This is a genomic window from Propioniciclava sp. LT432 (assembly GCF_059515965.1).
The window spans coordinates 1-20,792 of sequence record NZ_JCAKNE010000044.1 but is presented as its reverse complement, the minus strand read 5'-3'; the positions used below and the strand labels follow the sequence as shown (position 1 = coordinate 20,792).

General features: G+C 68.8%; 21 protein-coding genes. 12 read left to right on the top strand and 9 right to left on the bottom strand.

Annotation, left to right across the window (positions count from 1 at the left end; genetic code table 11):
* Window positions 1-71: 71 nt before the first annotated feature.
* Genes AC5YDV_RS18310 through AC5YDV_RS18300 form a run of 3 tightly spaced genes read right to left on the bottom strand, consistent with a single transcriptional unit; the run spans window position 72 to window position 3,275 of the window.
* Window positions 72-1,844 (bottom strand): site-specific integrase, encoded by a 1,773-nt coding sequence (locus tag AC5YDV_RS18310; RefSeq protein WP_496183013.1) that lies wholly within the window; start codon window positions 1,842-1,844, stop codon window positions 72-74.
* Window positions 1,841-2,170 (bottom strand): helix-turn-helix domain-containing protein, encoded by a 330-nt coding sequence (locus AC5YDV_RS18305; RefSeq protein WP_496183014.1) that lies wholly within the window; start codon window positions 2,168-2,170, stop codon window positions 1,841-1,843. Before AC5YDV_RS18305 ends, AC5YDV_RS18310 begins: the two co-directional genes overlap by 4 nt.
* A 4-nt stretch (window positions 2,171-2,174) precedes the next feature.
* Complete coding sequence (locus AC5YDV_RS18300) at window positions 2,175-3,275, bottom strand: tyrosine-type recombinase/integrase (protein ID WP_496183015.1); 1,101 nt, start codon at window positions 3,273-3,275, stop codon at window positions 2,175-2,177.
* A gap of 224 nt (window positions 3,276-3,499) precedes the next feature.
* Between AC5YDV_RS18300 and AC5YDV_RS18295 the strand changes: the two genes are divergently transcribed.
* The 8 genes from AC5YDV_RS18295 to AC5YDV_RS18260 all read left to right on the top strand — a co-directional run bounded on the left by AC5YDV_RS18295 (window position 3,500) and on the right by AC5YDV_RS18260 (window position 11,475).
* Complete coding sequence (locus tag AC5YDV_RS18295) at window positions 3,500-4,402, top strand: type II secretion system F family protein (RefSeq protein ID WP_342372610.1); 903 nt, start codon at window positions 3,500-3,502, stop codon at window positions 4,400-4,402.
* 38 nt (window positions 4,403-4,440) lie between these two features.
* Window positions 4,441-4,629, top strand: a complete 189-nt coding sequence (locus tag AC5YDV_RS18290) for a hypothetical protein (RefSeq protein WP_166230675.1) — start codon at window positions 4,441-4,443, stop codon at window positions 4,627-4,629.
* A gap of 10 nt (window positions 4,630-4,639) precedes the next feature.
* Window positions 4,640-5,029, top strand: a complete 390-nt coding sequence (locus AC5YDV_RS18285; RefSeq protein WP_232549210.1) for a TadE/TadG family type IV pilus assembly protein — start codon at window positions 4,640-4,642, stop codon at window positions 5,027-5,029.
* A gap of 8 nt (window positions 5,030-5,037) precedes the next feature.
* Complete coding sequence (locus AC5YDV_RS18280) at window positions 5,038-5,457, top strand: TadE/TadG family type IV pilus assembly protein (protein WP_496185016.1); 420 nt, start codon at window positions 5,038-5,040, stop codon at window positions 5,455-5,457.
* A 5-nt stretch (window positions 5,458-5,462) separates the two neighbouring features.
* Window positions 5,463-5,897 carry a TadE/TadG family type IV pilus assembly protein gene (locus AC5YDV_RS18275; RefSeq protein WP_342372608.1) on the top strand — a complete coding sequence of 145 codons (435 nt, stop codon included), beginning with the start codon at window positions 5,463-5,465 and terminating at the stop codon, window positions 5,895-5,897.
* Window positions 5,894-9,145, top strand: a complete 3,252-nt coding sequence (locus tag AC5YDV_RS18270; protein ID WP_496185015.1) for a LysM peptidoglycan-binding domain-containing protein — start codon at window positions 5,894-5,896, stop codon at window positions 9,143-9,145. Before AC5YDV_RS18275 ends, AC5YDV_RS18270 begins: the two co-directional genes overlap by 4 nt.
* A gap of 382 nt (window positions 9,146-9,527) precedes the next feature.
* On the top strand, window positions 9,528-10,928 hold the full coding sequence (locus AC5YDV_RS18265; RefSeq protein WP_496185014.1) for a hypothetical protein: 1,401 nt from the start codon (window positions 9,528-9,530) through the stop codon (window positions 10,926-10,928).
* Between the two features lie 94 nt (window positions 10,929-11,022).
* Complete coding sequence (locus tag AC5YDV_RS18260; RefSeq protein ID WP_496192552.1) at window positions 11,023-11,475, top strand: hypothetical protein; 453 nt, start codon at window positions 11,023-11,025, stop codon at window positions 11,473-11,475.
* On the opposite strand, the gene AC5YDV_RS18255 is transcribed toward AC5YDV_RS18260, so the two are convergent.
* Both AC5YDV_RS18255 and AC5YDV_RS18250 read right to left on the bottom strand, forming a co-directional pair.
* Window positions 11,426-12,262: a transposase gene (locus tag AC5YDV_RS18255; RefSeq protein WP_496192551.1), complete on the bottom strand. Its 837-nt coding sequence runs from the start codon at window positions 12,260-12,262 to the stop codon at window positions 11,426-11,428. The two genes, AC5YDV_RS18260 and AC5YDV_RS18255, sit on opposite strands and share 50 nt — an antisense overlap.
* Before the next feature lie 192 nt (window positions 12,263-12,454).
* Window positions 12,455-12,916: a transposase gene (locus AC5YDV_RS18250; protein ID WP_496185012.1), complete on the bottom strand. Its 462-nt coding sequence runs from the start codon at window positions 12,914-12,916 to the stop codon at window positions 12,455-12,457.
* A gap of 106 nt (window positions 12,917-13,022) precedes the next feature.
* Here AC5YDV_RS18250 and AC5YDV_RS18245 point away from each other — a divergent pair, with 106 nt between their 5' ends.
* Both AC5YDV_RS18245 and AC5YDV_RS18240 read left to right on the top strand, forming a co-directional pair.
* Window positions 13,023-13,391 carry a bleomycin resistance protein gene (locus AC5YDV_RS18245; RefSeq protein WP_496185011.1) on the top strand — a complete coding sequence of 123 codons (369 nt, stop codon included), beginning with the start codon at window positions 13,023-13,025 and terminating at the stop codon, window positions 13,389-13,391.
* Window positions 13,392-13,685: 294 nt separating this feature from the next.
* Window positions 13,686-14,583 (top strand): IS5 family transposase gene (locus AC5YDV_RS18240; protein ID WP_375539363.1). Its coding sequence is split into 2 segments (ribosomal slippage): window positions 13,686-14,032 and window positions 14,031-14,583, totalling 900 coding nucleotides; the frame shifts between segments, so codons are not numbered across the junction.
* A 265-nt stretch (window positions 14,584-14,848) separates the two neighbouring features.
* Here the strand turns inward: AC5YDV_RS18240 and AC5YDV_RS18235 are convergent.
* The 4 genes from AC5YDV_RS18235 to AC5YDV_RS18220 are packed head-to-tail and all read right to left on the bottom strand — an operon-like array spanning window position 14,849 to window position 18,120.
* Window positions 14,849-15,160, bottom strand: coding sequence for a thioredoxin domain-containing protein (locus tag AC5YDV_RS18235; RefSeq protein ID WP_026936351.1), 312 nt, complete (start codon window positions 15,158-15,160; stop codon window positions 14,849-14,851).
* A 10-nt stretch (window positions 15,161-15,170) separates the two neighbouring features.
* Window positions 15,171-15,695, bottom strand: coding sequence for a signal peptidase II (locus AC5YDV_RS18230; RefSeq protein ID WP_026936350.1), 525 nt, complete (start codon window positions 15,693-15,695; stop codon window positions 15,171-15,173).
* Window positions 15,692-16,300, bottom strand: coding sequence for a cadmium resistance transporter (locus AC5YDV_RS18225; RefSeq protein WP_026936349.1), 609 nt, complete (start codon window positions 16,298-16,300; stop codon window positions 15,692-15,694). Before AC5YDV_RS18225 ends, AC5YDV_RS18230 begins: the two co-directional genes overlap by 4 nt.
* Window positions 16,300-18,120: a heavy metal translocating P-type ATPase gene (locus AC5YDV_RS18220; RefSeq protein ID WP_496192550.1), complete on the bottom strand. Its 1,821-nt coding sequence runs from the start codon at window positions 18,118-18,120 to the stop codon at window positions 16,300-16,302. The genes AC5YDV_RS18225 and AC5YDV_RS18220 overlap by 1 nt, the downstream gene beginning before the upstream one ends.
* Window positions 18,121-18,381: 261 nt before the next feature.
* Here AC5YDV_RS18220 and istA point away from each other — a divergent pair, with 261 nt between their 5' ends.
* Window positions 18,382-19,920 carry an IS21 family transposase gene (gene istA, locus AC5YDV_RS18215; protein ID WP_496181550.1) on the top strand — a complete coding sequence of 513 codons (1,539 nt, stop codon included), beginning with the start codon at window positions 18,382-18,384 and terminating at the stop codon, window positions 19,918-19,920.
* The gene (locus tag AC5YDV_RS18210) at window positions 19,917-20,660 is read left to right on the top strand and encodes an ATP-binding protein (protein ID WP_496181551.1); all 744 of its coding nucleotides are present in this window, start codon (window positions 19,917-19,919) and stop codon (window positions 20,658-20,660) included. The genes istA and AC5YDV_RS18210 overlap by 4 nt, the downstream gene beginning before the upstream one ends.
* The last annotated feature ends 132 nt before the right edge of the window (window positions 20,661-20,792 follow it).

Below are 20,792 nucleotides of genomic sequence, written 5' to 3'. Positions count from 1 at the left end.
GAAAGCCATGGGTTCAGGATTACTGAAGGATCCTCCGCCTTGAACCCAAGGGTAGGTCACTGATGAGCCGCTCACGTGTTACCTGGGGTTCGGGAACTGGGGGGTACGGGTGTGTGGTCCTCAAGGTCGGGGTGGGTGAGGGTGCTCAGGTAGTGCGCGGCGGTCTCGATGGTGATGCCGAAGAAGTCGCAGAGGCGACGGTGGTCGCCGCCGGCGTTGACCTCGGCGAGGATGCGGTCCTGGCGCATTGCGCTGGGTGGGATGCCGAGCTTGTCGGTGAGCCAGGGGACCCGGACGGGTTCGAGGGTGGATGCGGACCGGCTGTGCACGAGGAAGTGCGGGTTGATGCTGCCGGGCCAGCGGTGGTGTCGGTGGAGGAGGTACCGGTCCAGCGTGGCCTTGGTGGCGTGGGCGAGCAGGATCGTGCGGTCTGGCAAGTGGATCCGGTGGTCATGGATGTCGACCAGTTGGAGGGCGCTGGCTTCGGCGGGCCGCAGCCCGTGGACGCCGATCAGCGCGGTGATCGCGGCGGTGGCTGGGTCGGGGGAGTTGAACAGGGCACCGAGCACGGCGGTATCGGTGGGCATGGGGATGCGTCGCTCGAAGTTGCCCATGTTGAGTTGGGCGGTCGGGTTGACGAAGAGCACGTGGTGTCGCTTGAGGGTGGTGAAGATCGAGCGCAGCGCGGCGCCCAGTTTGGCGCGTGGGGTGCCTTCGCCGGGCAGGGCGGCGAGGATGTGCGTCCGGCTGATTTCGCGCAGCGATTGATGGCCGGCTGCTGCCCAGGTGAGGAGCGTCGGCAGGGCCCATCGCGTGCGGAGCTTGATCGACTGGTCGTGGCGCGGTCGGCTGCGCGGCGGGGTGGTGCTGCCGTGGTGCAGCACGTTGAACCAGATCAGCAGTTCGTCGGCCATGGGGTCGGGCAGGCCTTGGAGTTGGCGTTCGAACCAGGCGTCCAGCGTCGAGGTGCGGTCGTCGATGAGCATCCCGGCGTCTTGCAGGACGAGGAGCGCGAGTCGGACCCGGAGGCGGTGTCCGATGAGGTCGAGGACGTGGCTGGCGCGGATGGGTGGGGCGGTGATCTGGTGCTTGGCCAGCAGGACCCGCAGCGTGATCCGGGTCTTGAGGGATTGCCGTTGGGTCCAGCCGTGCCGGGCGGCCATGTCGAGGGCATGGTCGTCGAGTTGGGTGGCGAATTCGTGGTTGGGTGGCTCGCCGACACCGTGGCGGCGGGCGGGATCTTCGACCGGGTGGTAGTCGAACAGGCTGGGTTGGTCGGCGTTCGTCGATGGAGGGCCGGTATCGGGTGCTTCCAGGGGTGTGCCGGGCAGCGGCAGTTGATCGCGGCGACGTCGGAAGTCACGGCGACGGTGCGGTCGGTATCCGTTGCGGTATCCGCTCATGTCGGCGAACCACAGCTGTTGTCCGCCGCGGTTGGCGGTGACCACGTCGCGGGGGAGTCCGTACTGGGCTTGGTTGTAGAGGGTCTGCATCCAGCACAGGCGGCAGGCCTGGTGCTCGTTGATGGCGAGTTCACGATGGCAGCTGATGCACACGCCCTCGACGGGATAGCGGTGACGCCAGCCGCGGCAGGCTTGGCAGGTCCATCCGCGGAGGCGGGTGACTCCCCAGGCCAGGCAGTCGCGGCAGGAGTCGGGCGGTTGGGGTGCGAAGGGATGGCATTGGCGGCACAGCCGGCCGGCCCAGTAGTCGCCGGTGGCGCCGCAGCTTCGGCAGGGAAGCGGTCGGCCGAAGCTGCCGGGTTTGCAGTCGTAGCACCAGCGACGCTTGACGTAGGCCTCGGGCTTGCGTCCGCAGCCCTCGCACGTCTTGGGGGCGGTCACGCGGGTGGCTTGCTGCGGGGACGCCCCGTTGTCGGCGCTCGCCGTCGGGCGGGTGCCGTGGGTGAGGCAGCTGCCACGGCCTTGACGGCTTGTTGCCGGGCGGTCACTGCGTCGGGTTCGCACACGAGGATGTCGGTCGGCTGGCAGCCGAGCACGAAGCAGATCACATCGAGGTCATCGAGCCGGATGGTGGTGGGTGTTCCAGCCCATAGCCCGGACATCTTCCCGGCACTGATGTCGAGGCCGGCCTCGGCCAGCCGTCGGCGTAGTTCGGTGGATTTCCAGATGCCGGCCTCGGCGGCCTTCATCCGCAGGTTCCAGCGCATGGGTTCATACCTCCTTGTGGGGTGCGGGGTGGGTGATTCGATCCAGGGTCCGCTGGTTGGCGGCCGCCCAGGACGCTTCGATGTGGGTGGAGTGGACGTGGATGTACTGGGTTGTGGTGGACAGCCAGCTGTGACCCATCAACTCCTGGATGGCCTTGAGTGTCATGCCCTGCTGGTACAGGTGCGATGCGCAGTAGTGCCGCAGGACGTGGGGGGTGAGCCGTCGGCTCCAGTCCGGCAGCCACCGTTCCACGGCGTCGGCCAGTCCGGTGCGGAGTGCTTCGGTGCCGAGCCGGGTGCAGTGGCCACTGAGCCGGTCGCGTCGTTCGCTGGGCAGCAGCGGGGCGGCAGGGTCGTCGTAGTCGTCGCCGAACTGGTGGCGCACGTCGGTCAGCCACCACTCCAACAGTGCGTCGACGTCGTCGATTGCTGGCACGATTCGTACTTTGGCGCCTCGGCCCCGGCTGCCCTTGCCGTGGCGGACGTGCAGCTTGCCGTGGGGACCAAGCTCGGGATGCCAATCGGCGACGTCCAGCATGACCGTCTCGTTGATCCGCAGACCGAGCCGTCGCCACAGGGACGCGGCCAGATAGTCCCGGGCCGCTGGAAGGTACTTCCGGCTGTCGGGCAGCGCATCGCGCCACCCGTCGAACAAGGCACGGATCTCGTCTGTCCGCGGGGGAACCCTGGTCGCGGTGGCGGCGGCGATCGCCCTGGGCCGGTTGAACTCGTCGATGGGCTGGACGACGACCTGCCCGAACAGGGCATGGATGTCGCCCTGGTACCGAACGATGACGAAGTCGTAGAACTTGGCCAGCGTGCCCGCTCGAGCGGCGACGGTCGACTTGGCGAGCCCGCGCTGGGTTCGTGCCGCACGAAGGTACCTGTCGGCGTCCTCTACCTGCGCGGTCCACAGCGGACGACCCAGGAACCGTGTGAAGTCGAAGATCGCCCCGCGTTCGGCGGCGGCCGTCCCATCGGTGAGCCCGGCAGCACTGAGGGCCAGCGAGTACTGGTCGATGAGTTCCTGCTCGAACTCCTCGGCGTCGATCCGGCTACGCGAACTGCGCGCCGACTCGACCGACCGCACTACCGCGAGCGCCATACCCCAACCTCACAAACCTCAACGAGTTGTCGAGAACTTAGCATGAACGTCAGGAATCATGACGCACGGTCAGGATGGCGTGTCGGATCCCCCTCCCGTCATCAGTCCAAGTCACCGGCCCACCACACCACACGGTCCCTCGCGGAACTGAATGGTGTTGAAACAGAAAGCCAAGGCTTCGCCGCTGAAGTCGATCTGGTGGCGGACCGTGCGGGGAGGGCGTCATGACTGGCGCCCAACTCGCCCTTGCCTCCGGCGCACTGATCACCCTCGGGCTGGTACTCGCGGTGTGGCGGCTCGTGCCCGCTGCGCCGGACCTGGGCGACGTCGTCGAGCGGCTGTCGCCCACCTACGGACGCCGCCGGCGCGGCGCCGTTGACGTGCCGGTCACCGGCGGCAAGGAGCGTGTCGGCCTCTGGGCGATGCGGAACCTGCCGGGCGGTGTGTGGGGCAGGGTGCCCAACCGGGAACTAGCGCTGCTGCGCATCAGCCTGCCGCGCTACTACGGTGAGAAGATCACCTTCGCGCTGCTCGGCTTGGTGTTCCCCAGCGTGCTGGTGTTGGTGGTGGGACTATTCGGCTTCCAGGTACCGGTGGTCGTGCCCGTGGCCGCGAGCCTCGCCCTGGCTGGGGCGTTGTGGTTCCTACCGAACCTGAACGTCCGTGACGATGCCAAACGGGGCCGGCTGGAGTTCCACCGCGCGCTGGGCGCGTACGTCGACCTGGTCGCCCTCGAACGCAACTCCGGCTCGGGGCCGAGGCAGGCGATGGAAGCGGCCGCCGGCATCGGCCACAGCTGGGTCTTCCACCGCGTCGGCGAAGAACTCGCCCGATCCCGCTGGTCCGGCCAAGCACCCTGGGACGCGCTCACCAAGCTGGCTGACGAGGTCGGCGTCCCAGAACTGGCCGACCTGGCCGACATCATGCGCCTGTCCGGGGAGGAGGGCGCCCAGGTGTACGCCACCCTCAGGGCTCGCTCCACGGCGCTCCGCACCGCCCTGCTCACCAACGCCCAGGGCAAGGCGAACGAGTTGTCCGAACGGATGGTGGTGCCCGGCAGCTTGCTCGGAGTCGTCTTCATCGCCCTGCTCGTCACCCCGCCCCTGCTCCGCCTGTTGACCTCCTGACCTCCCGCAACAACCCAACCCAACCGAGAGGAAACCCCATGTTGACCACCCGCCTGATGACCACGTTCCTGCTGATCAAGGCTTGGCTCGACCCGAAGCTCCGCGACGAGCGCGGCAGTGTCAGCACCGAACAGGCCGTGATCACCGCGGCAGTCGTGCTGCTGGCCATCGCGATCGGCGCCGCGATCACCGCGTACGCCCAGGGCAAGATCGCCGCCCTCGGCTGAACGCAGCATCGTGAAGGGTCCCCGGTTCTTCCGCGCCGACGAGCGCGGTTCCGCGTCGGTCGAGTTGGTCGTCCTGATGCCGCTGCTGCTGCTGATCCTCTTCAGCGGCGTCCAAGGAGCGGTGTACTACCACGCCAGCACGCTCGCGTTGGCGGCGGCCCAAGAGGGCGCCCGCGCAGCCGCGCGCGAGAACGCCACCCTCGCTGCGGGAACCTCCGCAGCGACCGCGTTCGTGACCGACACCGCTGGGGACTCCCTGAGCTCCGTCGCGATCACCGGATCACGCACGGCCGTCACCGTCACCATCACCGTCCGTGGGTCCAGCCTGAGCCTCGTACCTGGCTGGACCCCCACGGTGGAACGTTCCGCCAGTCTTCCCGTCGAACGGATCACCCGATAATGCCCAGAATGAAGCGGGACGAGCGGGGGTCAGCCGCGGTCGAAGCCGTCATCGGCGTCCCCGCGCTGCTGCTGCTGGTCGGCCTGCTCGTCCTCGGTGGCCGCACCGCGATCGCCCAACAAGCCCTTCAGGCCGCCGCCGCGGACGCCGCTCGATCGGCCTCCATCGCCCGGACCCCGGCCGCAGCACGCAGCACTGCGAGCCATGCTGCCCACAGCAGCTTGGCCAACCAGGACCTCGACTGCGCCACCACTTCGGTGAGTGTCGACACCGCGGCGTTCGGCACCCCGGTGGGGACGCCGGGACAGGTGTCCACGACCGTGACCTGCGCGCTGCGACTGGACGACATCGGGCTGCCGGGACTCGGCGGCACCAAGACCATCACTGCCACCATGTCCAGCCCCTTGGACACCTACCGGGGAAGGTGACCACCATGACCGTTCACATCCGACGTCGCCATGACGAGCGCGGCTCGGTGAGCGTCTGGCTCGCGCTGGCCGCATTGACGATCGTGTTGTGCGTCGGAATCGCCGTCGATCTCGGTGGTCACGTCCATGCCCAGCAGCGGGCCCGCAGTCTTGCCGCCCAAGCTGCCCGCACCGCCGGGGAGGAAGTGGCGGCCGCCCAAGCCGTCCGCGGCCAGACCCCGACCGTCGACGTCGCGGCCGCCAAGCAAGCTGCATCGGCCTACCTCGCTCAAGCCGGGGTCACGGGCAGCGTGGGTGTCCGGTCCGGGAACGTCCTGGAGGTCACCGTGACCGACAGCTACACCCCGATGTTCCTCACCTCGATCGGCGTCCGCTCCCTCACCGTCACCGGCCACTCCACGGCCCGACTGGTCCGCGCTGTGCAAGGCACCGAACGATGATCCGGCAACGACTCACCGGACTGGCCGCCACCGTGGGCATTGCCGTCCTGCTTGTCGGCCTGCCCGCCCTCCTGCTCCAAGTTGGCCTCGGCAACCTGCCGACCATCACCGACTGGAGCGACGTGGTTGCCCTGCTCCTGCGACGCGATGACGGCACTCTCGCGCTGGTGGTGATCAAGGCCCTCGGCTGGGTCACGTGGGCGATGCTGGGAGGACTGATCCTCTTGGAGATCGTGACCCGGATCCGCGGCGTCCAACCCCGCGATCTACCCGGCCTCCACCTGCCGCAGGTCGCCGCCCGCCAGCTCGTCGCGGCCGCGGCGGCCCTGTTCGTTGCCCTGCCAGGCCCCACGCTCGCGTATGCCGATCCCCTCCCGGCGCCCGCGTCCATCGCCACCGTGACCGCGCCTCCCGCGCCGCAGGTGACCGCCTCACACACGGCGCCTCACACCGTCGAGGACACGGCGCCTCCGGTTCAGACCAGGCAGCACACCGTCAAGCGCGGCGAGTCGCTGTGGTCGATCGCAGCCGCCGAACTCGGCAACGGACGCCGCTACACCGAGATCGCCGCCCTCAACACCCGCCTCCTCGACGGCAAGGGAGACGACTTCCTTCGTGCCGGCTGGGTCCTGGCCCTCCCCGTCGGCGGCACCGACTCCACCACCGACCAAGCTCCCACCGAGACCTACACGGTTCGCGAGGGCGACACCCTCAGCGAGATCGCCCACGACCACCTCGGCGACGCCAAAGCGTTCCCCAAGATCGTCGAGGCGTCCCGGACCATCACGCAACCCGGCGGCCGCCACCTCACCAACCCTGACGTCATCGACGTCGGCTGGACCTTGGCGATCCCTCAGCCGAGACCCGACACTGGCCAGAATCTGGCACCAGTTGCATCACCCACCCAACCGACGCGCGACGCGGTGACTCCGGAGCCGGTCGTGGAAGAGCCAGTCACGCACGAGCTCCCCGCGCCAGCTGAACCGGCGGTGATGCCTGCAGCATCGCCCGTCCCGTCCGCCCCCGAACCGGCGCCGGTGCAGACGACCCGAGCCGTCGAGGCGGCCGACACCTCCACCGTGACCGTGGACGAGGCGGCACCCATTCCCGGCTGGCTGGTGCCCGGGCTGGTCGGTGCGGGCAGCCTCCTGGCCGGATCTCTCTGGGTGGCGTTGGGCCACCGCCGTGCCGCACAACTGCGCGCCCGGCGTCCCGGCCGGATGATCGCCACCCCGCCCCCCGCACTCGACCCGATCGACAAGACGCTGCGTACCGAAGGTGCCTCGGCCGCGCTGGACGTCGCCTTCCTCGACGAAGCACTCCGGCGCCTGGCGTCCCGTCGCGGTCGAGCCGGCGAGCCCATGCCTCACCTCGCCGCCGTGGAACAGGCCGACGACGTGATCCGGCTGCATCTCGCCGACCCGGCCGACCTACGCGAACCCTGGCGGCACGCCCCGGACCGGCTGCGCTGGGAACTCCCTATCCAGAGCGACCTCGTCGAGGTGGGTCCGCTCGACGGTGCACTACCCGCGCCCTACCCGCAGCTGGTCACCCTCGGCCTGGACGAGGGCGGCCACCGCTGGCTGTACAACCTCGAAGAGGCCGGCGTCCTTCGTGTCATCGGCGACCCCGATCGGGCACGCGACTTCGTCCGCCACGCCGCAGCTGAGCTCGCGGTCCACCCCTGGACCCGAGACGTCCACGTCGAATGCGTGGGCATCGCTGCCGAAGCCGTCGCCTTCAACCGACGACGCGTCCGCCACCACGACACGGCCGACATCACCGCTCACGTCATTGCCGACACCGTCGCCATGATCGACCGCACTCGCGAAGCCGGTCTGGACATCCACACCGGCCGCGCCACTCTGCTGGACGACCCCCTGTGGGACAGCCGGCTCCTCCTCCTGGACACAGACCGCACCGACCTCACCGAACAACTGGCCCGTCTCCTCAACGACCAACCCCGCCAAACAGGCACCGCGCTCATGATGATCGACGTCGACGGAGGTCACGAAGACATCGACGCTGAGGTGCTCCGGGTCACAGGTGACGGCCGCCTTCAGCTGCCCGGGGTCGGGCTCACGCTGACCGCCGCCGGGCTCACCGCACGGGATACGGCCGGGTGCGCCGCGATCTTCGCCCAAGCCGACGAGCCCGACGTCGAGTACCCCCAGCACCCCGAACCTGCCGAGGGATGGAGGGCCCACACCAACCAAGCAGGCCAACTGTTGCCGGAGCACATCGTCGCGCGTGACCAGGTCCCTGACGAGCCTGTCACCAACGTGCTGCCCGAGATCGATGAGGTCTACGTCGACGCCGCGGCCGTCACTCCTGACGACCTGACCGCCCTCGCCCCCCACATCCCCGAGAGCGTCCGCGAGCTGGTTGAACAAGACGACCCGACCCTCGACGACGACGTCAGCACGTGGTTCGATCCGAGCTGCGACCTGCCCAAGCTGATGCTGCTGGGTCCCCTCACCGTCCGGGTCGCCCCCACCGGGACGCCAACCGCAGCCGTGGACCGCAAACCCTACTTCAGCGAACTGCTCGCGTTCCTGGCCACCCGCCCGCACGGCGCTACCACTGAGGAAGTCGCCGACGCCATGGGCATCCCCTCCGGACGCGTCCGCAAGGACGTCCTCGCCCTCCGCACCTGGCTGGGCGTCAACCCGCGCACCGGCCGTCCGCACGTGCCCGACAGCCGCCAAACCACAGCAGCGAGCGTCCGAGGACGAGCTGCTTATCAAGTCGAAGACCTTCTGGTCGACGCGGATCTGTTCCGTCGCCTCCGCGCGCGGGGTGAGGCGCGAGGTTCTGCCGGCCTGGACGACCTTCGTCGGGCCCTGAGTCTCGTCAGCGGCACGCCATTCGGACAACTCCGCCGGAACGGTGGCACCTGGCTCAGCGAAGGGCAGCGGCTCGACCAGGTCCTCCTGTGCTCGATCGTCGACGTTACCCACCTCGTCACGACTGCCAGCCTCGCCCTGGGCGACCACGCCGCGGCCCAAAAAGCTGCCCAGCTCGCCGTCCGTGTCGCGCCAGCCGAGGAGACCGCCCAGCTGGATCTCGCCGCCGCGCTTGCGTCCCAAGGACACCATCGCGCCGCCGAACAACTGCTCCGCGAGAACGTCTTCGACCGCAGCGACGACGAAGATGAGGCCCCTACCGAGATCCCCGCCCGCACCGAACAGATCATCGACAACAACCCCAAGTGGCTCGCCCGTCGAAGCACCAGAGCGTCAGCCTGATGAGCGGGCTGCCATGGATGGGCCCTCCTACCCCTGCATCGGGACGCCGTTAGCGTCATCGCACGCACCGGCAACGCCCAAATCAGGATCACCGGATGGGCGGCGTGCGAGGTGGCCCAGATGGGGGAACGAGCAGCAGCCAGGAAGCCAGGCGCCCCTCGCGGCCGCGCTCGAATCCCGACATTCGACGCCCCCGAGCGGGATCGCCTGCCGCGTGTAGCCTCGTGGGGTCAGCGGCGCGCCCTGTGTGTTCTCCTGGGGGTGGGTAGGACCCGGGGCGCCGTCGCTGGCCACCCACGCTGACCGTCCACCATCTCGGAGAGGTGAGGATGACGTCTCCCCCGCACGGCGTTTCCGTTCGCCACGGCGAACGACGATGGCCATGCGCACGGTGATCGGCGCGGACGGCGTCCGACACCCGGTCAGCGCGGAGGTGGAGGAGTTCCTCGCCGGTCTGGATGACCTGTCGGTGCGCGAGCTTGTGCTGGTGTTGGCGTCCTACAGTCCCGAGGCCATGCGCGCGCTGCAGCTGCTGGCCACCCCCGACAACACCCACGTCGAAACCGAGCTCGTCAGGATGGTCGACGCCGCCATCTCGGGCGTCGACCTCGATTATGGCGATCCCTTCTCCTATGACGAGGACGATGATGACGGCATCGCAGCCGTGGACGAGGTCCTCGACGAGTTGGAACGCCACCTCGACCAGGGCGCACACCCCATTGTCGGACAGGTGCTGGAGCACCTCCTCACCCGGATCGGCGACCTGGGTCAGTCAAGCGACAACGCTGACGCACTCGTGGGTGTCGCCGAGCGCGCCTGCGAACTGTATGCCCGCGCAGTGGAGGGACACCCCGACCCCACCGCGCTGGCCCGCTGGATACTCGGGTTCCGGATGGAGTACGGCTGGCCGTCCTTGACTCTGGCTACCGTCGCCCACGCCCTGGACGACCCGGCCTGGGTGGCCTACCGCGACAGGGTCGCCGCACTCGCTGGTAACGCGCCGGCTGGTGACCCGTACCGCGATGAGGTGGCGGCCATGCTGCTGGAACTGGCCGACCACGATGGGGACATCGACGCCGCTGTCACCCTGCTGTCGTGTGGACCCACCCCCTATTACGGGGAGATCGTGGGCCGGCTCCAGGCCGCCGGACAGACGGCGTTGGCCCTGCACTGGCTCGACCGTGCCGGCGCAGCCCACGCCGTCGGCCACCCATGGCAGGCCTTGCACACCACGGTTTCCGCGCCGGTCGCGACCCGCGCCTACCTGGACGCGGGGCGTCCCGACGCAGCCCTCGCGGTGGCCCGAGACCAGTTCGCCGTCGACCTCAGCGAGACCGCCTACCGCCTGTTGTGCGCGGTCGCCGACGAGTCAGGCGACCTGGCCGAACAACGCACTTGGGCCATCGAGGAGGCCACCAGCCGCGCGGGCGCCGGCGGCCACCATTTGATCTGGCTCCACCTGAGCGACGGGAACCTCACCGACGCCTGGGCAGCAGCGGACGCCCACGGTGCCGGTCAGGCCTGGCGCGAACTCGTGGACGCCTCCGAGGACGACTACCCCCTCCGCGCCGCACGGTTGTGCCTGGCCCAAGCAGAGGCGCAACTCACCACTCCGAACTCGAAGCAGTACCCGTCAATCGTCGCTCTGCTGGTGCGGGCGCGCTCCCTGTACGACAAGGCCGGGCACAACGAGGAAGCAGTCAGCCACCTCATCAGGCTGCGCGAGGCCTACCGGCGCCGACCTGCCCTCATGGCAGAACTCAACCGCGCCCACCTGCCCTGATGCCCCCCCGGCCCCACACCCACCAGGCCGTATTCCCGGGCAGATCATCGGCGGGAACCTGTGCACGCTGAACCTGCTGCAGGGAAGCCCGTGGATGCCGTCGGTGCGGGACGTCGTCTTGTTCCTGGAAGATGACGAGTTGAGCGATCCCGTGGAGTTCCGGCGAGACCTGAACTCGCTCATGCAACTCCCCGACGCGCACACCGTCCGCGGGCTCGTGCTCGGCCGGTTCCAGAACGCCAGCGGTATGGCACGCGAGGACCTTGAAGCCATCGTCGCCACCATCCCGTCGCTGGCCGGCAAGCCCATTGTGGCCAACGTCGACTTCGGCCATACCACCCCCTTGATCACCTTCCCCATCGGTGGCCGCGTTGAACTCCACGTCGCCAATGCGACACGCATCACCTTCCCCAGCACTAGCGTCAACACCGGCACCTCGCGGCATGATCGGACGTGCCCCCGGGGGCGACGGAAGTTGTCAAGTCAAGTGAGACGTCTCAAGCCTTCTGAGGTTGGGGGTTCGGGATTCGTTTCGCGGGGTCGTTGATGGTGACTCGTTCGGGTAGCCGGGGTGCTGCGGGCCGGCGGTTGAACCGTTCGGGGTGGGCGAGCCAGGCGGCGTCGAGGATGGTCTGGCGGGCGGCTCGGATGTCGTGGGCGGTGCCGTAGTGCACCGAGGCCGGGGTGTGCAGGCCGATCCGTGAGTGGCGGTGCTCGTGGTTGTACCAGGCCATGAACTCTTCCATCCACGCCCTGGCATGGCCGAGGGAGTCGAACCGGTTCGGGTAGTCGGGGGTGTACTTCATGGTCTTGAACTGGGCCTCGCTGTAGGGGTTGTCGTTGCTGGTCCGGGGCCGGTTGTGCGACCTGGTGACGTCGAGGTTGGCCAGGAGCGAACCCAATGGTTTGGACGTCATGGCGGTGCCGCCGTCGGCGTGGAGCCAGCCGGGTGGGGTGCCTTGGGTGGCGATGATGTCGGCGACCAGGTCAGCGGCGAGGCGGCCGTCCTCGACGGCCTCGACGCGCCAGCCGAGCGCGTAGCGGGAGAAGATGTCGATGACGACGTAGCAGTGGTACCAGATCCCCCTGGCCGGGCCGGCCAGCTTCGTGATATCCCACGACCACACGGTGTTGGGGGCCTCAGCAACCAGCTCGGGGATGCTGCGGGGCGGATGGGTGGACTGGCGGCGGCGTTCCCCGCATTGGCCTGAGCCGGCCAGGATCCGGTACATCGTGCGTTGTGAGCACCAGTAGCGGCCCTCGTCGAGCTCGCACGCCCACACCTGAGCCACCGACGAATCCGCGTAGAACGGGCTGTTCAACACCCCGAGCACCTGCTCCCGCTCCGCGGGGGAGAGTTCTGCCGGGTGCCTCGGTTTCGGGTGCGGCCCGAACACCCTGGGTTTGGGATGGGCTTGCCGGTGGTGGGTGGCCCGCGACCGGCCGACCAGCTCGCAGGCCTTGCCTACACCGGTATGTGGGCTGAGTTCGTCGGCGGTGGCGCTAGGCCCGCCACATGCTGTGGGTCATCGCTTGTTCCTGGACGTGATCGCCTCCAAGAACGCGACACCTTTTCCCAGCACCTCGAGTGCGGCATCACGGTCGGCGATGACCTGATCCTTCCTCGCCGCCTCGGCCTCCAGCCGGGCGACCTGCCGTTCCAACTCCGAGATCCGGGCCTGCTCGGTGGTCTTGCGGGGCCGGCCCCCCTTCGACGGCTCGTCCAACGTGCCACCGGCGATGGCGGCCCGCCACTCCTGCACATGGGAGTCGTACAGCCGTTCCCGGCGCAGCACCGCCCCCTTCGCGCCGCTCGGTGCGGCGCCGTACTCCGCGACGATCCGCCGCTTGTACTCGGTGGTGAACGTGCGTCGCTTCGCGCGCCCCTCACGCGGCCCTCCAACCGACGCGGCCGCCGGGGTCTGGGCCATCGGGGTGGTGGTCGTCGCCTCGTCGGTGCCTGCCGGTGCTGCCATGGTGCTGGTCATGGGATCCAATTCTCCTGTCCCCGCCCCAGCCAAGTTCCGATCAACTCGGGCGTCTCACACGAGTCTGTCGGATAGGGCGAGGGCGAGCCGGACGTTAGGATCGAGCATGGTCGACCACGCGACGCCCAACCTCCCGTCACGCCACTTCGACGCAACGATCAGCTTCTACGCAGCGCTCGGATTCACAGTCGTCTTCCGTGACTCAGGCTGGCTGATCCTCAGCCGCGGCCACCTCCTCCTCGAGTTCTTCCCCGACGCCAATCTCAACCCCGCCACGTCTTCCTTCGGCTCGTGCCTTCGCCTCGACGACCTCGACGCCTTCTACAGCGAATGCCGGAAGGCGGGCATTCCAGAGACCACCGTCGGCTGGCCACGTATCGAGCCGCCCAGGCATGAGGCATCCGGACTGCGAATCGGCGCTCTGCTCGACCCTGACGCCAGCCTGCTAAGACTCATCCAGAACCGCGATACGTAACCCGTGGCGTCCGGGGCGTCGGGGCGAGCTCGGGACCGTGTCGCCCACATACACCCGGCGGCAGTTGCGCGCGTTCGGGCGCAGGGGCATCACTGCTCACATGCTGATCGACACCGCGTTCGACTTCCGAAGCGACGCAACCACCAGTGACCGGATCAGAGCACTCCGGCCGCTGGGCCATCCCAGGCACCAGATCAATAGGGTGGGCGACCGAACTTGGCGCCGCCAGACTGGCAAGGCGGCTAGGGCGTGTCTCGTTACCCTGCAGGGGCTTCTCGGGCAGGGTGAGGTCCCGTGAGTCGGATGCCGGTGTTGACCGATGAGGACTGGGCTCGGTTGGCGCCGTTGATGCCCCGAGCCGGTGCCAGGGGTGGCCGGCCGTGGGCGGATCACCGGCTGGTGGTGGAGGGCATCGTGTGGCGCTACCGCACGGGGAGCCCGTGGCGGGACCTGCCCGCCGAGTTCGGGGCGTGGCAGACCGTGTGGGCCCGGCACCGAGCGTGGAGCGAGGACGGCACCTGGGACAAGATCCACGCCATGCTGATGGCCCAGGCGGACGCGGCCGGGCGGATCGACTGGTCGGTGAACGTGGACTCCACGATCAACCGGGCGCACCAGCACGGCACCAACCTGCCCCGGGACACAGGGGGCGCCACCGAACTACAACAATCTGCGACTGGAACCGTCTGACCACGGCATCGGGCGTTCCCGGGGCGGGTTGACCAGCAAGATCCACCACCTCGTCGACGGCCGCGGTGCCCCGATGGTCGTGGTCGTGTCAGCCGGCCAGTCCGGTGACTCGCCGATGCTGCCGGTCCTGCTGGACCACCTGTCGGTGCCCCGGATCGGACCGGGCCGGCCCCGCACCACCCCGGACCGGTTGCGGGGCGACAAGGCCTACTCCGCCCGCGGGCACCGCTCGCTGCTGCGCTCGCGAGGGATCACCACCACCATCCCTGAACCGGCCGACCAGATCGCGAACCGGAAACGCCGCGGCAGCAGCGGAGGCAGACCTCCCGCCTTCGACCCGGTCGACTACAAGAACCGCAACCACGTCGAACGCTCGTTCAACCACGGCAAGCAATGGCGCGGGTTCGCCACCCGCTACGACAAACTCGGCATCGTCTACCGCGGGGCCGCGGTCCTGAACGCGATCATCAGATGGCTCCAACGGTTACGAGACACGCCCTAACTCGGCACACGGGCTGGTCAATGTGGCCGGAACCCAGGCAATCACCTCACCCCGGGCCCGCTGAGCCGTCGTCTTCGCGCCGAAGGCCTGCTCGCGGGAAGCGCACGCACCACAGCGCTCATCGAGCTCACCCGGCAAATGCATCCCCGGATCGTCTCGGATCTCCTCGGCATCACGACCTCGTCCGCCGCCGCATGGTCGCGTCTCGCCGGCGGTGACTGGTCCGACTATCCGGCACTCCGTTCCGACCACGCCTGAACGAGCATCACACGTCAGCGCCCGGGCCGGAAATCGCTTCGCGCAACTGCTCGACGGTCGGCGACCCGGCGATCCCAGCTGGCGTGCGGAACATCCGGCAGGCGAGCCCGACGTGGGTACGCTCGTCGGCGAACGGGTCGATGCCGTCGACGAGCACGGTTGGGGAGCCGTGGAACCCGAGGCGCACGGCGTCCTCGGGGGTCTCGACCAGCTGACGTATGACCCTGACATCGGATCGGTCGTTGACTACTTCAGCGAGCCGCTGGTCGAGCACCTCCCAGTTGGGGCAGCCGTTGAAATACTGCAGGATGATCTCCATGATGGTCCTCTCAGTTCTCGTTGCCGCGGATCATCAGAAGCGCTCCGGCGATCGCGGCGGTGACGATCACGACGTCGGCGACGTTCCCGATGAACCAGTTCCCGTAGGCGAGGAAGTCCACGACGTGCCCCTGGGCGAACCCTGGAGCACGGAAAAGCCTGTCGCCGGCGTGGGAGGCGGCGGCCCCGCCAAGCGCGCCGATCACGATCGCCCACCCGGGGTGTCGGACACGGAACGCGAACACGATCGCGGTGACGGTGGCCGCGACGGCCACCAGCGCGAACACCCAGGTGGAACCCTCACCGAAGGAGAACGCCGCGCCGGGGTTGTAAGCGAGTTGCAGGCCCAGCAGGTCGCCGATCAGCGGGAGGCGCTCACTTACTGTGAGCGTGGCCTCCGCCCATGCCTTCGTCCCCTGATCGATCAGGAGGACGAGCCCGCCGAGCGCGAGTGCCCCCGCCGTGAGCCGCCAACGCCCCCTCTGCTGCCGCTCTCCCGACGTCAGCTCAGCATCGGCAGCCGCGTCCGGGGTCATGCGAGGACCTCGACGAGGCGGACGATGACGCCGGAATCGATCAGGATGAACAGGCCCAGGCCGATGAACACGACGGGTACGAGCCAGTGCTCGACGCGTTCAAGCGTTTCGGTGACGGCCTTGTGGGTTCCGATCAGGCGTCCAGCAGCGCACCAGACGGCGACGAGGACGAGGAACACCGCGATCATGACGACGACGTCGCCGGGCGAACTGGTGCGGAAGATCGGCGTGTAGAGGGAGATGTTGTCGGCCCCGTTGGCGATCGTGATCCCGGCGACGCCCCACAGCCCGACCGCGGTGATCTTCTCGTCGTCGTCATCGTCGTCACCGTTGCGTCGCAGGCCCCGCACGAGGGTCCAGATGCCGATGCCGAGCGGGATCAGGCCGAGGAAGCCCACCCATTCGTCGGGGACGATGGTCAGGCCGAGCGCGGCGATCACGCTGATCACGACGAGGGTGATGAACCCGAGGTACTGGCCTGCGACGATCTGCCACGGTCGCGGCTTCCCTCGGCTGGAGGCCAGGAACAGCACGGTCAGCACGACGATGTCATCGATGTTGGTCGCAGCAAACAAGCCGATCGCTGAGCCGATGGTCGCAAGCATCAGCTCTCCAGCCGTGGGGTACGCGTGCGGGCGGCGCGGAGTCCGTTGAGGATCACGACGACCTCGGCGATCTCGTGGACCAGCACCACAGCGGCGAGTCCGAGGACGCCGAACAGCGCGAGCGGCAACAGCGCGGTGATGATCAGCAGCGACAGGACGATGTTCTGGTTGATGATGCGGCGTCCGCGGCGGGCGTGGTCGAACGCGCGCGGGATGAGGCGGAGGTCGTGGCCGGTGAACGCGACTTCGGCGGACTCGATCGCCGCGTCCGAGCCGGTCGCGCCCATCGCGATGCCGATGTCCGCGGCGGCCAGAGCGGGGGCGTCGTTGATGCCGTCGCCGATCATTGCAACCGACCCCGCCTTTGACAGCTCCCCGATCGCGGTCGCTTTGTCTTCGGGACGCAGTTCCGCGCGCACGTCGCTGATACCGGCCTGCGCTGCCAGCGCCCGTGCCGTGCGGGCGTTGTCGCCGGTGAGCATCGTCACCCCGACGCCCTGCGCCGCGAGAGTCCGCACCACTTCGGGGACCTCGGGACGCAGCTCGTCGCGGACGCCGATCGCGGCGACAGGGGCCCCGTCGCGGTGCACGATCACAACGGTCATGCCCTGCTCCTCCAGGCCCGCGACCTGGTCGCCGAGCACCCCGGCGTCGAGCCAGCGGGGGCTGCCGACGGTGATCCGAGACCCGTCGATCTTGCCCTCGATGCCGTGCCCGGCCTGCTCGGTCACGCCCTCCGCAGCCTGGGCTCCGGGGGCTGCGGCGGTGATCGCCGCGGCCAGCGGGTGCGTGCTGTGCTGCTCCAGCGCGGCCGCCCAGGCCAGCGCCTGGGCGTCGGTCACGCCGTCCGCGGCGAGGACCGCGGTGACGGCGGGCTCGTTGCGGGTGAGGGTGCCGGTCTTGTCGACGGCGACGTGGCGGACCGTGCCGAAGCGCTCGAACACCGCGCCGGACTTGATGATCACGCCGAACTTGCTCGCCGCGCCGATCGCCGCGACCACCGTCAGCGGCACCGAGATCGCCAGCGCGCACGGGGAGGCGGCGACGAGGACGACGAGGGCTCGGGTGATCCACAGCTCCGGGTCCCCGAACAGCGAGCCGACCAGGGCGACCAGGGCCGCGAGGACCAGCACGCCCGGGACCAGCGGGCGCGCGATCCGGTCCGCGAGGCGCGCTCGCTCGCCCTTCTCCGCCTGCGCCTGCTCCACCAGCTCCACGATGGTCGTGAGCGAGTTGTCGGTGCCCGCCGCCGTCGTCTCGACCTCCAGCGCACCGGCGCTGTTGATCGCGCCGGCCGACACGGCGTCGCCGGGCTCGACCTCGACCGGGATCGACTCGCCCGTGATCGCCGAGGTGTCCAGGCTGGAGCGCCCCGCACGGACGACTCCGTCGGTCGCGATCCGCTCGCCGGGACGAACCACCATGACCTGCCCGACCGCGAGGTCCTTCGCCGCAATCTCCACCGAAGCGCCGTCGCGGCGCACGGTCGCGGTGTCGGGGACCAGCTTCAGCAGCGCTCGCAGCCCGCCGCGGGCGCGGTCCATCGCCTTGTCCTCCAGCGCCTCTGCGATCGAGTAGAGGAACGCCAGCGCCGCAGCCTCTTCGACGTAGCCGAGGACGACTGCGCCGACCGCGCTGATCGTCATCAGCAGCCCGATGCCCAGCTTGCCCTTGAACAGCTTCCGGATCGCGCCCGGCGTGAACGTCGACGCGCCCAGCAGCAAGCCGACCCAGAACAGCACCAGTGCCGGGATCTCCATGCCGGACCACTCAAGGATCAGACCAGCGAGGAACGCGACACCGGAGAAGACCGGCACCATGATCCCGCGGTCCCTCCACCAGGGCCGCTCCTTCTCCTCGCTCTCATCGACTGCCGTGGTCGTCGGCTCGTGCTCGCAGCCGCATGCTGCATATTGCGCTCGGTGAGGGCCGGTGTTCCGTTGTGGGGTGAGCCAGTGGTCCGGTGGGCGGTGAGCCACGGCGACGGGGCGCGGTGGACCGTGGCGGCGCTCGGGTTTTCGTGTGGGACGTTCGTCGCGCCGTGCCGTTGGGGTACGGCGTGACGAGAGGAAGTCGCCTTCATGGTCGACTACAAACAGATCCTTCGGCTGCGAGCTGAGGGGGTCAGTCAGCGTGGGATCGCGGACGTGTTGGGGTGTTCCCGTAACACGGTGGCGGCGGTGTTCACTGCGGCGGACTCGGCGGGGGTCGGGTTCGAGCAGGTGACGGACCTCGGGGCTGACGAGGTCCGCCGGCTGTTGCTGCCCGAACCGGCCAAGCCGGACTCGGACCGGGCCACACCAGACTTCGAGCACGTGCACCGGGAGCTGGGACGGCCGTCGGTGACGCTGCTGGTGTTGTGGAACGAGTACGTGGCCAACTGCCGCGCCACCGGCGAGGTGCCCTACCAGTACTCGTTCTTCAACGAACAGTACCGGCGGTGGGCGAAGGCCACCGGCGCGTCGATGCGGATCCAGCGCAACCCGGGCGAGTCGATCGAGGTCGACTGGGCCGGGGACCCGATGGCCTACGCCGACCCGCTGACCGGCGAACCACGACAGGGGTGGGTGTTCGTGGCCGCACTGTCGTATTCGGCCTACACGTATGTGGAGGCGTTCCCGGACATGACGCTCGGGTCGTGGATCGACGCGCACGTGCACGCCCTGGAGGATTTCGGGGGTGCTGCCCGGCTCCTGGTGCCGGACAACCTGCGGACCGGGGTGTCCCGGTCGGACCGCTACGAGCCGGCGTTGAACCCCGCCTATGCCCGGTTGGCCGAGCATTACGGCACCGCGGTCATCCCGGCCAGGGTGAAACGTCCCCGCGACAAGGCAGTGGTCGAAGGGAGCGTCCGGTTCGTCGCGGGGCAGGTCGCGGCGGTGCTCCGCAATCGGCAGTTCGTCGGGTTGGCCGAGTTGAACGAGGCCATCTTCGCCGAAGTCGCTGCCATCAACGCGCGTCCGTTCCAGAAGCGGGAGGACTCCCGGCAGATCGTGTTCGAACGCGACGAGAAGCCACTGTTGCAACCGCTGCCGCCGGTCCGGTTCGAGTTGGCCGAGCTCCGCAAGGCCAAGGTCGGCCCGAACTACCACGTCCAGGTCGACAAGAACTTCTACTCCGTCCCTTCCCGGTTGATCGGCCAATCCCTGGATGTGCGCCTCACCACGAGCATCGTGGAGGTCTTCGACGGGATCGAGCGGGTCGCGTCCCACCCCCGCTTCCAAGGGGTGTCGGGCCGGTATGCGACCCTGCCGGCCCACATGCCCGCCACCCACCGCAGCCGACTGGTCGACTGGACGCCGGAACGATTCGAGCAGTGGGCCGCCACGGTGGGCCCGAACACCCAAGCGGCGATCGGGGCGATCCTGGCGTCCCGCCAGATCGTCGAGCAGTCCTACCGGTCCTGTCTGGGGGTGATGTCGCTGGCCACCAAGCCCGGCGGCATGGCCCGCCTGGAGGACACCTGCACGCGGGCGTTGGCGGCCACCCCCGCCCCCTCCTACACGCTCATCAAGAAGCTGTGGACCGGCTGGACCCCACCCACCCAAGCCCCGCCGGCCCCCTCCCTGGGCGACGCCGGCTATGTCCGCGGCAGCGACTACTACGGGAGCCGAGCATGATCGATGTGGAAACCCTCACCCGCTTGAAGACGATGCGATTGTCCGGGATGGCCGAGTACTTCGAGAACCTCGCCGACACCACGACCGCCGCCACCCTGACCGGTCCAGAGTTGGTCAAACAGGCCGTCGACTGGGAATACGAGAGACGCCGCGACAGCAAGCTGCACCGGCTCCGCCGCCAAGCCTGCCTCGCCCAACCCGCCGCCGACCTGACCGACCTGAAAGCCATGCCCGGCCGCAGCATGGACCTCGAGCTGATCCACCGGCTCGCGGTCGGCGCCTACCTGGTCAAGCACCAAGACGTCATCCTGCAAGGACCCACCGGCGCGGGGAAGACCTACGTCGCCTGCGCGCTGGGGAACAAGGCCTGCCAGCAGTACCGCAAGGTGCTCTACCTGCCCGCCGGGGAACTGTTCGACCGGATCACCATCGCCGAACGGACCGGGGACAAGAAGCGCTGCCTCGACACCCTGGTCAACGTCGAGTTGTTGATCATCGATGACTGGTTCCTCACCCCGCCCACCCGGGTCCAGGTCCAGCAGTTGCACACCCTGATCGACCGACGACACAAGACCGCCTCCACGATCTACTGCTCCCAGCTACCACCGGGCCAGTGGCACGACCGGATGGAAGAGAAGATCCTCGCCGACGCCATCGTCGACCGGATCACCACCAACGCGCACGCCACCGTCCTGGACTGTGACGACTCCCTGCGCAAACACTTCACTCACCTGCAGTAACCACAGCGCTGGGGCGGCCCAAGCGGCCGCCCCAGCACCATGGCAACCCATCCCGTCGACGTGGCCCACCGATCCCCGGAACACTGGCTCACCCCCCAGCGGAACACCGGCCCTCAGCAAGCGCAATATCCA

What these genes read in the sequence shown, in the direction of transcription:
- AC5YDV_RS18305 (WP_496183014.1), bottom strand. Translation starts at nt 2,170, where the DNA reads ATGCGCTGGAACCTGCGGATGAAGGCCGCCGAGGCCGGCATCTGGAAA.
- AC5YDV_RS18300 (WP_496183015.1), bottom strand. Translation starts at nt 3,275, where the DNA reads ATGGCGCTCGCGGTAGTGCGGTCGGTCGAGTCGGCGCGCAGTTCGCGT.
- AC5YDV_RS18295 (WP_342372610.1), top strand. Translation starts at nt 3,500, where the DNA reads ATGACTGGCGCCCAACTCGCCCTTGCCTCCGGCGCACTGATCACCCTC.
- AC5YDV_RS18290 (WP_166230675.1), top strand. Translation starts at nt 4,441, where the DNA reads ATGTTGACCACCCGCCTGATGACCACGTTCCTGCTGATCAAGGCTTGG.
- AC5YDV_RS18280 (WP_496185016.1), top strand. Translation starts at nt 5,038, where the DNA reads ATGAAGCGGGACGAGCGGGGGTCAGCCGCGGTCGAAGCCGTCATCGGC.
- AC5YDV_RS18275 (WP_342372608.1), top strand. Translation starts at nt 5,463, where the DNA reads ATGACCGTTCACATCCGACGTCGCCATGACGAGCGCGGCTCGGTGAGC.
- AC5YDV_RS18270 (WP_496185015.1), top strand. Translation starts at nt 5,894, where the DNA reads ATGATCCGGCAACGACTCACCGGACTGGCCGCCACCGTGGGCATTGCC.
- AC5YDV_RS18265 (WP_496185014.1), top strand. Translation starts at nt 9,528, where the DNA reads ATGCGCACGGTGATCGGCGCGGACGGCGTCCGACACCCGGTCAGCGCG.
- AC5YDV_RS18260 (WP_496192552.1), top strand. Translation starts at nt 11,023, where the DNA reads ATGCCGTCGGTGCGGGACGTCGTCTTGTTCCTGGAAGATGACGAGTTG.
- AC5YDV_RS18250 (WP_496185012.1), bottom strand. Translation starts at nt 12,916, where the DNA reads ATGACCAGCACCATGGCAGCACCGGCAGGCACCGACGAGGCGACGACC.
- AC5YDV_RS18245 (WP_496185011.1), top strand. Translation starts at nt 13,023, where the DNA reads ATGGTCGACCACGCGACGCCCAACCTCCCGTCACGCCACTTCGACGCA.
- AC5YDV_RS18235 (WP_026936351.1), bottom strand. Translation starts at nt 15,160, where the DNA reads ATGGAGATCATCCTGCAGTATTTCAACGGCTGCCCCAACTGGGAGGTG.
- AC5YDV_RS18230 (WP_026936350.1), bottom strand. Translation starts at nt 15,695, where the DNA reads ATGACCCCGGACGCGGCTGCCGATGCTGAGCTGACGTCGGGAGAGCGG.
- AC5YDV_RS18225 (WP_026936349.1), bottom strand. Translation starts at nt 16,300, where the DNA reads ATGCTTGCGACCATCGGCTCAGCGATCGGCTTGTTTGCTGCGACCAAC.
- AC5YDV_RS18220 (WP_496192550.1), bottom strand. Translation starts at nt 18,120, where the DNA reads ATGGTGCCGGTCTTCTCCGGTGTCGCGTTCCTCGCTGGTCTGATCCTT.
- istA (WP_496181550.1), top strand. Translation starts at nt 18,382, where the DNA reads ATGGTCGACTACAAACAGATCCTTCGGCTGCGAGCTGAGGGGGTCAGT.
- AC5YDV_RS18210 (WP_496181551.1), top strand. Translation starts at nt 19,917, where the DNA reads ATGATCGATGTGGAAACCCTCACCCGCTTGAAGACGATGCGATTGTCC.